This window comes from Archangium sp., from assembly GCF_036389735.1.
Taxonomy (GTDB): Bacteria; Myxococcota; Myxococcia; order Myxococcales; family Myxococcaceae; genus Archangium.
Map to the genome: position 1 here is coordinate 1 of NZ_DASVWK010000115.1, position 15,805 is coordinate 15,805.

General features: G+C 68.4%; 9 protein-coding genes and 3 pseudogenes. 6 read left to right on the forward strand and 6 right to left on the reverse strand.

What is annotated here, in order from left to right; genetic code table 11:
- Positions 1-347, forward strand: a pseudogene (locus VF794_RS04435) (AAA family ATPase); the annotation flags it as partial.
- On the opposite strand, the gene VF794_RS04440 reads toward VF794_RS04435, so the two are convergent.
- The 3 genes from VF794_RS04440 to VF794_RS04450 all read right to left on the reverse strand — a co-directional run bounded on the left by VF794_RS04440 (position 319) and on the right by VF794_RS04450 (position 8,582).
- Positions 319-3,330 (reverse strand): CHAT domain-containing tetratricopeptide repeat protein, encoded by a 3,012-nt coding sequence (locus tag VF794_RS04440; RefSeq protein ID WP_331107925.1) that lies wholly within the window; start codon positions 3,328-3,330, stop codon positions 319-321. The pseudogene VF794_RS04435 and the gene VF794_RS04440 sit on opposite strands and share 29 nt — an antisense overlap.
- Before the next feature lie 118 nt (positions 3,331-3,448).
- Positions 3,449-4,492 (reverse strand): ADYC domain-containing protein, encoded by a 1,044-nt coding sequence (locus VF794_RS04445; RefSeq protein WP_331107926.1) that lies wholly within the window; start codon positions 4,490-4,492, stop codon positions 3,449-3,451.
- A gap of 172 nt (positions 4,493-4,664) precedes the next feature.
- Entirely contained in the window at positions 4,665-8,582 is a 3,918-nt protein-coding gene (locus VF794_RS04450) for a protein kinase domain-containing protein (protein WP_331107927.1), read from the reverse strand.
- Between the two features lie 152 nt (positions 8,583-8,734).
- Between VF794_RS04450 and VF794_RS04455 the strand changes: the two genes are divergently transcribed.
- Positions 8,735-9,658 carry a sigma-70 family RNA polymerase sigma factor gene (locus VF794_RS04455; protein ID WP_331107928.1) on the forward strand — a complete coding sequence of 308 codons (924 nt, stop codon included), beginning with the start codon at positions 8,735-8,737 and terminating at the stop codon, positions 9,656-9,658.
- Between the two features lie 183 nt (positions 9,659-9,841).
- Here the strand turns inward: VF794_RS04455 and VF794_RS04460 are convergent, their stop codons facing one another.
- Positions 9,842-10,909 carry a PQQ-binding-like beta-propeller repeat protein gene (locus VF794_RS04460; protein ID WP_331107929.1) on the reverse strand — a complete coding sequence of 356 codons (1,068 nt, stop codon included), beginning with the start codon at positions 10,907-10,909 and terminating at the stop codon, positions 9,842-9,844.
- 55 nt (positions 10,910-10,964) lie between these two features.
- Between VF794_RS04460 and add the strand changes: the two genes are divergently transcribed.
- From add to VF794_RS04480, 4 genes and pseudogenes are all read left to right on the forward strand, one after another.
- Positions 10,965-12,125, forward strand: a complete 1,161-nt coding sequence (gene add, locus VF794_RS04465; protein ID WP_331107930.1) for an adenosine deaminase — start codon at positions 10,965-10,967, stop codon at positions 12,123-12,125.
- Positions 12,126-12,223: 98 nt separating this feature from the next.
- A pseudogene (locus VF794_RS04470) lies at positions 12,224-12,286 on the forward strand (hypothetical protein); the annotation flags it as partial.
- A gap of 106 nt (positions 12,287-12,392) precedes the next feature.
- Positions 12,393-12,506 (forward strand): SDR family oxidoreductase, encoded by a 114-nt coding sequence (locus VF794_RS04475; protein ID WP_331107931.1) that lies wholly within the window; start codon positions 12,393-12,395, stop codon positions 12,504-12,506.
- A gap of 81 nt (positions 12,507-12,587) precedes the next feature.
- Entirely contained in the window at positions 12,588-13,529 is a 942-nt protein-coding gene (locus VF794_RS04480; protein ID WP_331107932.1) for a DUF808 domain-containing protein, read from the forward strand.
- Positions 13,530-13,542: 13 nt separating this feature from the next.
- Here VF794_RS04480 and VF794_RS04485 read toward each other — a convergent pair whose 3' ends face one another.
- A complete protein-coding gene (locus VF794_RS04485; protein ID WP_331107933.1) occupies positions 13,543-15,438 on the reverse strand; it encodes an ATP-binding protein in 1,896 nt (631 codons plus the stop codon).
- Between the two features lie 109 nt (positions 15,439-15,547).
- Positions 15,548-15,805 (reverse strand): annotated as a pseudogene (gene glgC / locus VF794_RS04490) (glucose-1-phosphate adenylyltransferase); the annotation flags it as partial.

A 15,805-nucleotide genomic window follows, 5' to 3' on the forward strand; every position in this document is an offset into this window, starting at 1 on the left:
GCTACAACCCGCCCTCGCGCTTCCTGCGGGAGGTGCCGCAGTCGCTCTTCGGCATCGCGGAGCAGGAGTTCGAGACGCCCGCGCCGAAGGCGTCCCCGATGGCGCCGCGGCGGCGCGGCTGGGACGACGAGGACGATGGTCCGCGAATCGACCGGACCTACTCACAGTCGTCGGACATGGACGGAGTGGGCGGGGACGTGCGCGGGATGCGGGTGCGTCACGAGCAGTTCGGGATGGGGAAGATCGTCTCGGCGGATGGCGGCGGACCGAACGCGAAGGTGACGGTGGACTTCGGTGGGGCGGTGGGCCTCAAGCGCGTCATCGCCCGCTTCCTGATGCCGGGGTGAGTGCCGAGGCTGGGGTCAGCTCTCGAAGGGGTGCATCCTGGCCGATGGCGATGAAGGGTGCCCAGAAGTAGGGATGCAGTTGCTTCCGGCGCATCGCCCGCATCGTCTCGCGCAGGGCGGCGGTGCGGCCCTGACCGGCGAGAAGGTTGCGGTAGTAGCCCTCCATGAACTCGCGCGTGGTGTCGTCGTTGACCTTCCACAGGCTCGTCACCAGTGTCTCGGCGCCGGCCACCACCAGGGCGCGGCGCAGGCCATAGACGCCCTGGCCGAGCTTGATGTCACCGCGGCCGGTATCGCAGGCGGACAGCACCACCAGTTGTGTGCCCCAGAGGTTGAGGCCGGCCAGTTCGAGCGCCGTCACCAGCGAGTCCTCGGGCCGGCGTGAGCCGGACTGTGCCTCTGGAGCTCGAGCACCCGTGAGGACCAGGCCGGAGCGCAGCAGGGGGTCGGGTGGGCGATGCCGCGGGCCGGTGAGGCTGCTGACGTCCAGGTGGGCCACGGCGCGCGTGTCCCGCGGAGTGGGCGCATCCTCGAAGAAGAAGCCGTGGGTGGCGATGTGCAGTACGCCCGGCGTGGCCAGCTTCAGGAGCGTGTCCTTGGTGGCGGCGGAGCCGAGGAAGAGTTGGGCGTGGGGAAGCAGGTGCTGGATGGCCTCGGCCTCCTTGCGTGTGCCGGGCAATGGCGGCCAGAGCTGCTCGGAGAGGGCGCGCGAGGTGGAGAAGAAGTGCTCGAGGGAGGCCGAGCGCTCGGCGAGGGGGGGGGAGGAGTGGGCGAGAGGGAAAGGCGCTACGGGTGCACTGAAATCGGGGTCGGCGAGGACCACCACGGAGCGCGCGAGGGAGATGTCCTCGGGGCGGGGCAGGAGGTCCTTGCCCGAGGTGAGATAGGTGATGTCGAAGGAGTCGACGAGGAAGTGGCGGCCGTCGTGAAGAGCGGCGAAGGGGACGAGGGCGAGCTGGCCGTCGGGAGAGAGGAAGAGTCGCCGTACCTTGCCGAGCAGTGGCGCCAGGGGCCGGAAGACGAGCGCGTGGAGTTTCTGGGCCGCGGTTTGATAGGCGACGGAGCGGCGAGCGAGCGCGTCATGTAAACGTAGGGCGGCGTGGTCGATGGGTGCGGCGGGACCGAGGTCGAGGGCATGGGTGCGACCATCGGGAAAGAGCAGGAGCGCGAGGTAGCGCAGCTCGCTTGAGTTCTCGGAACCGGGTTGGGGGACGAGCGGGCTGTCGTTGTAGGCAACGAACTCGACGAGCACGCCGTCCCCGGGCAGGGCTTTTGTCACATGGTCAATGAGTTCGCCGGGAGGTGGCCGCGCGTGGAGTATACGCAGCGTCGCCGAACGCCTGGCGAGGTCGGCCTCCAGGGTGTCGCCCTGGTCGGCGAGTTCCTTGAGCCGCTGCTGGTAGTCGGCGGGCGAGAGCTGTCCGGGACCGGCGAGCGACAGAGTGGCGAACTGAGTACGAAGGGCTCGCAGGCGCTCGAAGGTCTCGCGATCCGCCTGACGAAGGCCGCGGTAGATGACGCGAGAGGTGTCGGAGATTTCCTCGACGGAGCGCCCCTTGCGCAGGAGTGCGGCGGAGACGGCGAGGCCCCGAACGCGAGCATTGTCATGGTGCGCTCGGACGAGCGTGTAGATGCGTTCCTCCTCTATGCGGAGAAGGCGCAGGGCACTGGCCAGGCGCGTTTCGGAAAAACTGAATACCTCCTGGCGTAGATGTTCCTCGGAGATAGTGAAGGCACGCTCGAAAAGCGGCAGGGCCTCCTCGAGGCGCTGCTGGGCGAGGCGGAGTTGGGCAAGGTAATTGAGCGAGAGCGCGATGTGGGGATGATTCCGGCCGAGAACTGCTTCTCGAATCGAGAGTGCGCGCTCGTGCAGCGGCTTGGCCAGCGCGTAGCGCCCCTGGGCCTGGTAGGTGCTGGCGAGGTTGGTGAGCAGGATGGCCAGGTTGGCGTGTTCCTTGGTGAGGGCCACTTCGCCTATCGCGAGCGCGCGCTCATTTAGCGACTCGGCTTGCTCGTAGCGTCCTTGAGCTTGGACGTTGATGGCGAGGTTGGAGAGCGACAGGGCGACTTCGGGATGCTCCGTACCGAGGGTCGCTTCTGCAATGGCGATAGAGCGCTGATACAGCGGCTCGGCCCGCGCGTAGTGCCCCAGAGCCTGGTAGGTGCTGGCGAGGTTGTTGAGCGAGATGCCAACGTCAGGATGGTTCTTGTCGAGGATCGCTTCTTGTATCGCGAGCGCGCGCTGAAGGAGCGACTCGACCCGCGCGTAGTCCCCTTGGTACTCGTAGACACTGGCAAGGTTGATGAGTGACCTGGCGACATGGGGATGGGTCTCGCCGAAAGCCTTTTCCAGAATCGTCAACGACCGCTGAATGAGCGGTTCCGCAAGCGCGTAGTACCCCTGTCTCTTGTAGACGTTGGCAAGGTTGTGGAGCGAGTAGGCGACGCGGGGAGCATTCTGGCCGAAGGCCTCTTCCCGAATCGCGAGCGCACGTTTATGTAGCGACTCGGAGTGCGCGTATTTCCCCAGCTCAAGGTAGACGTTGGCAAGGTTGTTGAGCGTGTGGGCGAGGTCGGAATGATTCTTGCCGAGGGTTGCCTGGCGAATCGCAAGCGCGCGCTCATACAGCGGTTCGGCCTGTTCGCTACGTCCCTGCTCTTGATGGAGGAGGGCGAGATTGTGGAGCGAGGTGGCGACGTCGGGATGCTCCTTGCCAAGAGCGGTTTCCCGAATCGTGAGCGCGCGCTGAAGGAGTGGACCGGCTCGCGCATGGTCTCCTCGCAGTCGATGAACATCACCGAGCAGGTTGAGGCAACTGGCTACCTCCGGATGCGCACCCCCGAGGACAGCCTCCCGCAGTTGCAGCGCACGCTCGGCAAGCGGCACCGCCTCCGTGTACTGCTCGGCCGCCCGGAGCCTCGTACTCTCGTCAAATGCCTTCCTCGCCTCCAACAGTCGTGCGTCCGTTGGCACCTTCTCCACGGTTGCGCACGCCGTACAATACAGAAGCATGAGTGCTGTCGCTGCGAGTGCTCGCTGCATCATCTTCTCCAGGGCGGCGTTTTGCCCAGGAAGCCTCCCACTCATGCTCAAGGGATGCCTAGGGGGCAGTTCCCTGGAGGATGGCCTGCTCCCCCTTGGCGTACGAGTGGTTGCGCAGCAACGCCGCGTCGGCACGTCCACTCTTGCGGCTCACCCTGCAGCGGTCGCCCTCGCCAAGCTCCTTCGGGTCCTCCTCGAAGCGACCGGGACACTGCGCCAGGATCGTCTCCAGGGCCTCTCCGTCGCGCGTGCGAGCCAGGCACGAGGCGCCGTCGGGCGTCCACGCCGCCTCGAAGGAGGCCTGTGAGGGATTCCAGGTCGCCGAGGCCTCCGTCGTGCGCGTGAGGAGCTGAAGGCCATCGTACATGTCGATGATGTTGTCCTCGCGGGTGTGGCTGCGCCCATCGCCGCAGTAGTCAGCCCGAGTCATGCGCGTGCACGCCTGGTGCAGGTCCGCGAGGGAGCGACCGTCCTTCTTCGCCCAGGGCTTGTAGCCCCAGTCGGCGCACTTGGCGATGGCGCCGTTCTCGCAAGCGAAGGTGAACTTCCCTGGCTTGTCTTGGCGCGCGCCTGTCTCATCCCAGACGCCGCGCACCGCGAGCGCCCGCGGCGAGGACACCCGGTTGGTGGCAACGCACGGGTTCTCCCATGATGCGCTCTCCGCGTTCCACACCTCGATCCGGTACCAGAACATCGTGGCGTCATCGGGAGAGGGCTCGGCACCGCAGAGCGCCACTTCCACGGGCTGGCCGTCGCTGGCGGTGCCCTGGAGCAGGGCGCCGGCGAGTCCCTCGGGCGCGAGCGATGGGGCCACCAGCCGTCCGTCCTCGATGCGCACGCCCTTCAGCGCGGCGCCGCCGAGTTGCACCCGGCCGAGGTCGAGCGAGGCCAGTACGCTGCTCATCTCGTTGTCGGCCACCTTGCGCGCCGAGCCCCACAGGAGCGTGCCTTGTGGCCACGTATTGCGTTGGGGCGTCTGGCCCTGACAGGGCTGAGCCCGGCGCTTCTCGGCAGGCGGCTGCGTTTCCTTCCGTTGCGGTGCGGCGGCGAGCGCGGGCGCACCAACCAGCAGACAGGCGAGCATGAGGAACTGCCTCTTCATCTGGGTCCTCGCTTCGTGTGGGCGTTCAGTCGCCAGGGCGTATCGGTCCGGAGCTGCTTCGACCGGACAGAGGCTCCTCGCGACTCACAGAAGAGAGGCGTGGTGCGGGCAGGCTATGCAGGAGTTTTCGCGTCTCGGGGGAGCTTACAGGTCGGACGGAATTCTACGCCCCTCACCTCGCGGGAAGGGAGGCGCACACGCGCATGCCGACCCTGGCGTCACGGAGCGTGGCCGTGCCGACCTGGCGGTTGGCGATCAACGCGCCGGACTCATCGTAGTACCAGGCGCCACCCCGGATGACGAAGTCGCTGAGGTCCCGCGTCATGGGCCGGGTGAGTTCGAAGACATTGCCGGCCATGTCGTGGACGCCGAAGGGGCTCACCGAGGCCGGATGGGCCCCTGCCTCGTCGGGCCCGTAGGCACTGGCCTGGCGGTCGTAGGTTGCTTCGGTGTTGGCCTCGTCCTTCTGGAGCCGGTCGCCGTGTGGGTACCTGCGGTCGTCGGCGCCACGGGCCGCGCGCGTCCACTCGAAGTCATTGCACAGGCGCGCTCCTGGCAGACGTCCGGTGCGGTCGAGCCAGGCGAGGTAGCCCGTGATGTCCTCGTAGGAGACGCCGGCCAGGGGAAAGCGGCGCCAGTCCTGTTCGCGGCGATGGTGCCGACCGGGGTAGCGGATGGGCTCACCCGCGCGTGCCGTCAGCACCTGCTCGCTTATCAGGCGGAGGGAGAAGCTCCAGTCGCCGTCGGGCAATCGCCGCAGGGTGAGCGCATCGACACTGCCGGCACGCGCTGTCGCGAGGAGGCGGCGCTCCGGCGCACTCTCCGGCAGGGTGTCGAGATACTCCAGCCAGTCGCCCAGGGTCACCTCGTACTTCCCGATGAGGTAGCCCTCCCGGAGGTGTTGCCAGTGCAGCGGCGTGCTGCGCAGGAACTTCCGCACCGCTTCCGGCTCCGCGCCGCCCGCCAGGAAGCGGCCGGGCGGGATGTAGACGGAGTTGGCTGGCACGTCCGCGGCGGCGGGAAGCCAGAGGTCGACCCGCTCGTGTCCACCCCGTTCGAGCACCAGGGGCAGCTCGACTGGCGCGCGGCCCTCCCGCGTGAAGCGGAGATGATAGGAGCCCGCCGGCAGGCGCATCCGGGCGATGGGGGTCGGACCCAGCGGGCCGAGGTCAGGTACGGGCTCGCGACGCCTTATCCCTTTGTCCTCCACATAGCGCAGGAGCTCGACGCTCGCGCCCGGCGGACGGGTCACCAGCTCGAGTTCGGCCTGAGTCTCGAGCTCCTTCTCCCGCCCCGAGTCCCTGGCCATCAGCCGCTCGAGGCGCGGCAGGAGCCGGGCATGTTCCTCTTTCTGGAGGAAGCGTTCCGCGTGCAGGATGCGCTCGGAGGTGAGCTGGAGGAGGAGCTGGCGCGCGTCCGGGTGGTCATGGGCGAGCTCGAGAGCCTCGTCCACGGACTGCTCGGCCTCGCTCATGGCGGCATCCGCCTGCTTCGCCTCGTCGAGCACCTGCTCCCAGGCCGTCTCGGCGCGATGCCAGACCTCCTGGGCATCCGGCGTCACGCCGGAGCCGACGGGGTCCTGGCCATTGAACAGCGCGAGCGCCTTCTCGCGGCCCTTGGTGGCGCTCTGGCCAAGCTGACGACCCCTGGCGAGCGCGGCGTGGGCGTCGGTCATCCGGGCGCTGATGACGCGCTGGTTCGCCAGATGCGTCTGAAGACGCAGCCCCCCATAGACGCTTCCCACCGCGAGCACGAGCAGGAGTACGGCCAGCCAGCGACGCAGATGCTGGCGGCGCACGGCGCGATGGGCGGTGCGCAGGAAGGACTGCTCGCGCGTTCCCAGGGTGGAGGCATCGAGCGCGCGCGCCTCGTCGAGCTGACGCCCCCGCCAGAGAATGTCCTCGGTGCGCCCCAGGCGCTCCCACTCGGCGCTCGCTGTCTCGATGCGCTGCCGGAGCGCGCGCTGACCGGCATCCTCGTCGAGCCATTGACGCAGCGTGCCCCAGCTCGCGATGAGGGCCTCGTGGGCGATCTCGTAGCTCGCCCCACCCTCCACGCTGCGTGCATGCAGGAGACGCCCTTCGACGAGCACTCGCAGGGCGGCACGGGCCTCTTCCGATGCCTCGGTGAGCTCCTCCTCGCTCCGCTGGCCGCGGGTGCCCTCGGCGGTGATGAGGCGGCCGAGCAGGCGGCGAGCGGCCTGTCGCTCGGCCCGGCCGAGGCGCGAGATCACCCCATCGGCATGTCGCGACAGCGCGCCGGCCACGCCGCCCATCTCCTCGAGCGCCGACCGGGTGATGCTGCCCGTGGCTGGATCCCGGCGCTCCCACAGCTCGGCCAACGCGAACTGAAGCAGTGGCAGGCTGCCCGCCCCCTGGGCCGTGGTCTCCGAGAAAGTCTGGCGGAGCGCCTCGGGCTCGAAGACCACGCCCCGGGTACGCGCGGGGCCGACAATGGCTTCGCGCACACCGTCGGGGGGAAGGGGCCGGAGGAGATAGAGGGCCCGTTCGACGACGCCGTGCAGGTCGGGCAGTGCGCCGACGCGGGTGAGGAAGTCTCCGCGCACCGCGAGGAGCACGCGCACTCCCGCTGACGGAAGGGTGAGCTCACCGAGGATGCTGGCGAAGCGCTCCGCCTGGGCCGGCTCGCTGAGGGTGATGAGCTCCTCGAGCTGGTCCACGAAGAGCAGCAGGCCTCGCCCGTCCTGATGGGCCGCTCGCAGCGCGGGTGCCAACCCTCCGGGTACCTCGGTGAGTCGGGTCAGCTCGGCCTCCGTCTGCCCGAGGATGGGTGCGAGCGCGGCGGCGAGGGCCGCGAGCGGACGGCGGCCGGGTTCCAGCGTGAGAGCAACGAAATAGCGGTACTCGTCGAGCGCGCCCTGGACGACGCGGGGCAGGATGCCGGCGCGGCACAGCGAGGACTTGCCGACGCCCGAGTCACCGGCGACGAGGACCAGGGGTTGGCGGCGCAGGCGCTCGAGCACGGCACGGATGTCGGCGTCGCGCCCGAAGAAGAGCGCCCGGTGCTCGGCTTCGAAGGGAGCCAGGCCCCGGTAGGGATTGCCGGAGGAGAACACACCCAGTTTATGGTGCTGGTCGAGCCGCTCGAGCGCGGCGTGGAGTGCCTCGGCCGAGGCGAAGCGCTCCTCCGGTTCGATGCGAAGGCAATGCTCGATGAGCGAGGCGAAGTCGGGGTCGATGCCCGGCACGAGCGTGGTGAGCGGAGGGTCGTCGCCGTGCGCCGTTTGTGGCGCGTGTCCGGGGACGAGTTGCTCCCCCATCATCAGGTGCAGGTCGTGTCGCCTTCTCGGCAGCGCGCCGGTGCACAGCTCGTAGAGCACCAGGCCGAGTGCGTAGAGGTCGCTGCGCGGTGTCGCCGACGCACCGCCGAAGAGTTCGGGCGCCATGTAGCGCGGCGTGCCCGCGGCGCGTGCTCCGCCTGGCCCCGCGGTCGCCCCCGCCTCGAAAATCTCGGCCAGACCGAAATCGAGCAGCTTCACCTCGCCCTGGGCGGTGAGGAGGGCGTTGGCCGGTTTGATGTCCCGGTGCAGGACGCCCTGCTGGTGGGCCGCCGCGAGTCCTCGGGCCAGGCCGATGCCTAGACCCAGGGCGCGCCGCCAGGGCTGGGGCAGAGGCAGTTCGTCCAGGCTCTGTCCGACGAGGTACTCGGAGACGATGTACGGATGGCCCTCGATCTCCCCGACGCGGAACACGGTGACGACGTTGGGGTGCTGCAGGCGCGCGATGGCGCGCGCCTCGGTCTGGAAGTGTTCGCGGACCCGGGCATTGGGCTGATGCGCGGCGATGAACTTCACCGCCACCTGCCGATCCAGGGAGTGGTCGTGCGCGAGGTAGATGACGCCCATGGCCCCACGGCCGAGTTCGCGCACCAGACGGAACTCATGGAACTCGCTGGGCGGTGTCCAGTCGACGACGAAAGGCTCGGGCGGAGTCTCGGGCCGCGAGAGGCGTGCCGGGCCCGAGAGGGACTGCGTCCTGGTGTCTTCCTGGCCGATTCCACCGTGTGCGATCGTGACGAGGAGGCCATGGCAGTCCGGACACTCGTCGGCGTGCTGATGGATGTTCGACAATCCCTCCGATGACAGCTGGCCGTCGATCAGCTCGGCGAGGAGCTCATCTGTCAGGCATGGCGATCGCGGCATGAGCGGCTCGGGGAATGTCGTTTCGGGGACGGGACGATACTAGCTCATGCCCATTGGCAAGGCGGGATAGGCTGGGTGCAATGGATGAGAAGTTCAAGCTCGCCGTGATTTTCCTCGAGCATGCCCGGGTGCGTGTCGCCTTGCCGGCTGATACCGCCGGGTTGGAGGAATCGCTGCATCGCGCTTGGGAGAGTGGGCGTGGTCCGTGGCCGCTCGTGGACCTGCGTGCCGACGTCTTCATCCGCCACCTGGCGCAGCGGCTGCCCGAGAAGAGCGTGGGCTTTCCGCTCGAGCAGGTGCTCGGACGGTTGGTTCTGACCGACCTGTACCTCGCATGCGCCTGTGTGCATCAGGTGCCCAGGGCCATTGCCGCGCTGGAACGCCATTATCTGGAGAAGCTGCCGGCGTCGCTGGGGTTCCTCAAGCTGTCCGCCACGATGCTTGACGATGTCTGCCAGATGGTTCGCATCCATCTCCTGGTCGGCATGGCCGGGAGCGGTCCACAGCTTGGCGAGTACAAGGGGGCGGGCACGCTCTTGAGCTGGATGCGGGCCATTGCCGCGCGCATGGCCCACAAGCAGAGTGCCTCTGCCCGGGAGACGCCCACGGAGAACGTCCTTGCGGCCATCGAGGCCTTGCCCATGCCAGGGCCCGACGCGGAGCTCGATCTCATCAAGCGCCGCTATCGCCACGAGTTTCGCCAGGCCGTGCGCAAGGCTTTCGCCACGCTGTCGAGCGAACAGCGTCAGTTGCTCCGGCTCCACTTCATCGACCGGGTAGCGACCACCAAGATGGGCCCGCTGTTCGGGGTGGACCAGTCGACGGTCTCTCGGAAGATCAAGAGCGCGCGGCATGTGGTCTACGAGGAGACGAAGCGCCTCCTGCAGGAGCACCTCGGCCTCTCCTCAGCCGAGTTCAAGAGCCTCCTGAAGGTCATCGACAGCCAACTGGACTTGAGCCTCAGTGAGGAACTGAAGGAAGAGAAGACCCAGAAGGAGGATTGAGCCGAGCCCTCACTTCAGGCGCCGCGTCGTGCATTCCAGAATGCGGGCTCTGGCGCCGCTCGCTTGTAGACGTCTACAAGTGAAGTAGGGTGAGGTGGTGTTCTTGCCCACATCGCTTGTAGACGTCTACAAGCGAAGTCCCCTTCGGGCCGTCGGGGAGAAATCGGTCGCGGGGCGTGGGGCTCAAGACTTCGGCGGTTGAAGCCGCCACGAAAGGACGCGCCCATCCTGCCCGAGCAGGAGGAGCTGGTCTCCGATGACCACGGGCCGGGAGAGCAGCGGCGTATCCATCCGCAGCGAGAACACGGGAGGCCCCTCCTTGTGCTTGAGCGCGAGCAGCCACCCCTGACTGCCGCGCGTGGGGACCAACACCCACTCCCGGAACTCGGCCACCTGCGTCACCAGAGGGGCGGGCAGACCCTGCCGGGAGACCTCCCGCCCGTCCAGGGGCGACAGGGCCAGGAGCAGGTTGTCCTCGGCCCCCACCCACACATGGCCCTGGGCGAAGCTCGGCGGGCTGGTGAAGGCGATGGCGGGCGTCTGCTGCCAGCGCACCTGCCCCTCCGCGGCCCCGAGCGCGAGCACCTGCCCCTTCCGGGTGGAGACGTACAGCGCCTCCCCGTGGGCTTCCAGCCCCAGTACCTGGGCCAGGGGCCGGCGCCAACGCACCGTGCCGTCCTGGGGCGCCAGGGCGAACAGCCCCGCGTCCCCGAGCACCACCACCACGAGGCCCCCGGCGAGGACGGGGGCGGGCAGGGGCCGGGTCGCATCCGGGCGGGGCGCGCCCGAGGGCAATGGGCGCTTCCAGCGCACCTCGCCGGAGTCCACGGCGTGGGCGCGCACGGAGCCGTCCGGCGCCACGACGTAGACGGAGCTCGAATCCGAGACGAGCGGGGTGAGCACGGGGGGCTGCCCGGTGAGCCGCCAGCGCTCCGTGCCATCGCCGAGCGCGAGGCTGACGAGCGTTCCGCCAACCGTTCCCACGATGACACTGTCCCCGGACACCGTGGGGCGGGCGGCTACCTCGCGTCCGAGCTCCACCTGCCAGGGTGACTCGCCCTGGAGCTTCAGCCGCAGGAGCCTGCCGGCCTCGTTGCCCACCAGCACTCCGTTTTCCAAGGGAACGAGCCCCACGCGGGAGGGGGCATCGGAGGAGAAGGCGAAGAGCCTGTCGGTGGGCTGCCGGCAGGCGGCCATCAGTGCCGCCAGGGTGAGCAGTAAGGCGAGGCGCGGACAGAGAGGTGGCGGCATGGTTGAGCGAGGATTTTCAGGACCCTAGGATGGTTGGCAAGGAAGGAACCCCGACATGGCATCGATTCGCGACGACGAGCTCCCCAGCTCGACTGGTATTCCCTCATCCGCTCGCCGGGCTGACTGGTCCGCGCCTCCGACCCTCCCCGTCACCGAGGAGCTGCTCCTCGCCCTGCCCAAGACGGACCTGCACTGCCACCTCGATGGCTCGATGCGGCTCAAGACGATCCTCGAGCTGGGCGAGCAGCAGAAGGTGAAGCTGCCGGCGGACACCGAGGACGGGCTGGCCCGGGCCATCCACATGGGCGAGGTGTGCAAGAACCTCGAGGACTACCTGGTGGCCTTCGATGTGACGCTCTCGGTGCTCCAGACGGCCGAGGCCCTCTACCGCTCGGCGTACGAGCTGGCGGTGGACGCGGCGGCGGAGAACGTGCGCTACCTGGAGGTTCGCTACTCGCCGGCGCTGCACCTTCAGAAGGGCCTGAAGATGACGACGGTCATCGACTCGGTGCTCGAGGGTCTTCGCGTGGCCAAGCGCGAGACGGGCATCAAGTACGGCGTCATCATCTGCGGCATCCGCCACATCAACCCGCAGACGTCCATGCGGCTGGCGGAGCTGTCGGTGGCCTACAAGAACCGGGGCGTCATCGGGTTCGACCTGGCGGGCGCCGAGGCGAACTTCCCGGCCAAGGACCACAAGGACGCCTTCCAACTCATCCTCAAGAACAACGTCAACTGCACGGCGCACGCGGGCGAGGCCTTCGGGCCCGAGTCCATCTCCCAGGCCATCCACTACCTGGGGGCGCACCGCATCGGTCACGGCACGCGGCTGCGCGAGGACGGCGATCTGCTCAACTACGTGAACGACCACCGCATCCCCCTGGAGGTGTGTCCCACCTCCAACGTGCAGACGGGCGCGGTGCCGAGCCTGGACGCCCACCCGCTGAAGTTCTACTTCGACTACGGCCTGCGGGTGACGATCAACACGGACAACCGCCTCATCACCGACACCACGGTGACGAAGGAGCTGTGGGTGGCGCACAAGGAGCTGGGGCTGTCGCTGGAGGACCTGACCACCATCCTCGTCTCTGGCTTCAAGAGCGCCTTCCTGCCGTTCCGCGAGAAGCAGGACCTGCTGCGCCAGGTGAACCAGGAGATCGCCCAGACGTTGGCGGCCTTCGAGAAGCGCCCGCAGATGGTGAAGCAGCCGGCTTGAGCCGGGCGAGGACGCCATGGACCTGGAGCTCGGTGGGAAGGTGGTGTTGGTGACGGGGGGGCTCGGACGGGCTGGGGGCGGCGGTGGCCCGGCGCCTGGTGCGCGAGGGGGCCCGCGTCGCCCTCTGTGCCCGGGGCGCCGAGCGCCTGGAGTCCACGGCGGCGGCCCTGCGCGAGGTGGGCGGGGACGTGCTGGCCCAGGTGGCGGACATCTGCTCAAGCTCTTCGCCGCGGTGCGGACGTCGCGGCGGGTGCTCCCCTGGGGCGGGTGGGCAGGGCCGAGGAGTTCGCGGACGTGGTGGCCTTCCTGCTCTCCCCGAGGGCAGGGTACGTGACGGGCACGGCGCTCAACGTGGACGGGGGCCTCTCCCCCGCCGTTTGAAGCCTTCGCGTTCTTCTGCGCACGCGGTGGAGCATTTGCGGACTAGAATGCGCGCCCATTCTCAACTCAAGGAGCCCTGACTTGGCCGGGTCCAGCCTGCTCGCCCTACTCGACGATATCGCCACCATTCTCGACGACGTGTCGGTGATGACCAAGGTGGCCGCCAAGAAGACCGCCGGCGTGCTGGGCGATGACCTGGCGCTCAATGCCCAGCAGGTCACCGGCGTCAACGCCGACCGCGAGCTGCCCGTGGTGTGGGCCGTGGCCAAGGGCTCGGCGGTGAACAAGGCCATCCTGGTGCCCGCGGCACTGGCCATCAGCGCCCTGGCGCCCTGGGCGGTGACGCCGCTGCTGATGCTGGGGGGCCTGTACCTGTGTTTCGAGGGCGTCGAGAAGCTGGCGCACAAGTTCCTGCACAGCCATGCCGAGGACGAGGCCCACCACGCCAAGCTCACCCAGGCCCTGCTCGACCCGAGCGTCGACCTGGTGGCGATCGAGAAGGAGAAGATCAAGGGTGCCGTGCGCACCGACTTCATCCTCTCGGCCGAGATCATCGTGATCTCGCTGGGCGTCGTGGCCGCAGCGCCCTTCAAGACCCAGGTGCTGGCGCTGGTCGGCGTGTCCGTGTTGATGACCGTCGGCGTCTACGGCCTGGTGGCTGGCATCGTGAAGATCGACGACGCGGGGCTCTACCTCAGCAAGCGGCCCAGTGGATTCCAGCGCGGCCTAGGGGCGGGCCTGCTGAAGACGGCGCCGTTGCTCATGAAGTTCCTGTCCGTCGCCGGCACCGCGGCCATGTTCCTGGTCGGTGGTGGCATCATCGCGCACGGCATCCCCGTGCTGCACCACGCGATCGAGGGTCTGGCCCATCATGCGGGCGAGGTGCCCGGCGTTGGCGGCGTACTGGGGACGCTCGCGTCGTCGGTGGCCAATGCCGTGGTGGGCCTCCTGGCCGGCGGGTTGGCGCTCCTCGTGTTTCTCGGGGGCCAACGCGTGCTGGGCCGTGGCAAGGCCAAGGCTTGAGCCCGGATGACCTTCAAGTCCTGAGGTCGCCGCTCGCCAGCGGGAGGGTGAAGCGGAAGGTGGAGCCGCGCCCCACTTCGCTCTCCACCCAGATGCGGCCACCGTGGTGCTCGACGATGTCGCGGCAGATGTAGAGCCCGAGCCCCAACCCACCAAAGCCGGAGATGGGAGCGTTGCGGGCCCGGAAGAAGCGCTCGAAGAGCTGGAGCCGCTGGTCCGGCGGGATGCCAATCCCCTCGTCCGACACCGAGACGAGGGCCCTCGGCCCGTCCCGCTGTACCGTGACCCGGATCGTCCCTCCCGTGGGGCTGTACTTGAGGGCGTTTTCCAGCAGGTTCGTCAGGACCTGCGCGAGCCGGCCGCGGTCTCCCAGGACGACGAGGGCCTCCTCGGGCCCCTCATAGGTGAGCGTGTGGCTGGAACTGACGGGGCTGAGCTCCGCGAGAACCTCGCGGGCGAGCTCCCCGAGGGGCAGGGGCTCGTGCTTCAAGTCCAGACGACCCGCCTGGATGCGCGAGGTGTCCAGCAGGTCGCTGATCAGCACGGAGAGTCGCTCCAACTGGGCGAGCGCCTTCTCCAGGTGGTGGGACGGGACGGGCTGTCCGGAGGCCACCCGTTTCTTCAACACCTGGAGGTGGAGCTTGAGGGGGGTGAGGGGGGTCTTCAGCTCATGGGAGGCGATGGACAGGAAGTCGTCGCGCACCTGGATGGCCTCCCGCGCCTCGTGCAGGAGCCGCTCCCGCTCCTGCTGCGCGCGGACATGCTGGGTGACCTCCCGGAAGCTCCAGACGCGGCCGATGATGGTGTCTCCCAGCCGATGGGGGCGTGAGTAACGCTCGAGGATGCGTCCATCGCGGAGTTCGATGATCTCGGAGCTCTCCGCCTCGGGGGTCGCGTACAGCTCCAGCACACGGGCGAGGAACTCGTCCGGCTCCCGGAGCTGGCTGAGCACGGAGTGGAGCACCTGCTCGTCATCGCGGGTGTCCAGCAGGGCATTGGGGATCCCCCAGAGTTCCTGGAACCGCTGGTTGAAGGCCGTGACCTTCCTGCTCCTATCCGCCACGAGTACGCCATCCGCGGTCGAGTCGAGCGTGGCCTGGAGCAGGGAGATGGTCTGCTCCAGGTCCTCCCGGACGCGGTGCTGCTCGGTGACGTCCACCATGATGCCCCGCAGCTTGAGGGGCCGTTCGTCCTCGGAGATCACCGTGACGATGTCGCGCAGCCACACGATGCGCCCATCGGCGGCGAGCATGCGGTACTCGAACTGGTGGGGCCTGCACTCCAGGGTGGCCCGCGTGCAGAAGGTACAGGCCCACTCCCGGTCCTCGGGGTGGATGTGGTTCTTCCAGAAGTCCAGCTCCTCCATCCACTGCTGGACGGGGTAGCCGAGCAGGCGCTCGGCCTGCTGGCTGACGAACAGGAAGCGGAAGCTCGCGTCGGCCTCCCAGACGATGCCGTCGAGGTTGTTGATGAACTCCACGTGCTGTCGCTGGGTCTGGGTAAGCTCCTGTTCCAGCGCCTCGCGGCGGTCCACGCTCTCGCTCACGGGCGCGATGAGGCTCAGCCGGGTGCAGGTCCCGAGAAACCCGCCTCCCTCCCCGAAGACGGGAAGCACGAGCGCCCTCATGCGCCGTCCCCAGGCGTCGCCCTCGCAGATCGCCTCCTCGCCGGAGAAGGCGGCACGGAGGGCCTGGGTGAGCCACGGAAGGGGGGCGAGCACCTCCTCGGAAGCGTGTCCCTCGGGGGCCTTCTCCCTCCAGCCGCTGGCGAGCGCCAGCGGGCCGTCCATCCAGACGATCCGCCCCTCCGTGTCGACGACCAGCGCGGCGTGGAGGCTGCTCCCCACTCGGAGCAGCAGCTCGGATTCACTCCGAGCGGGTTCCATTCCCTGCGTGGAGGCTGTCGTCATGGCTGCGCTCCCCGTGGTGCGACAACGTGGCTGTTCCCCTGTGGGCAATTTGCGACACACCCAGGGGCCCCGGAAGGTGGGGGAGCGCGATTCCGGGGAGCGTTCCGGGTCAGGCCACCTTCATTCCCTTGGGGATGACGACGACGCCACCGGAGGTGACGTGGAAGCGGCGGCGGTCCTCCTCCAGGTCGTACCCGATGGTCATTCCCGGGGGGATCTCCACGTTCTTGTCGATGATGGCGCGGCGGATGCGGCAGCGCCGCCCGATGGTGACGTTCTCGAAGAGGATGGAGTCCTCCACCTCGGAGAACGAGTTGACGCGCACCTTGGGGGAGAGCACCGAGCGCTTCACGTGGCCGCCGGAGAT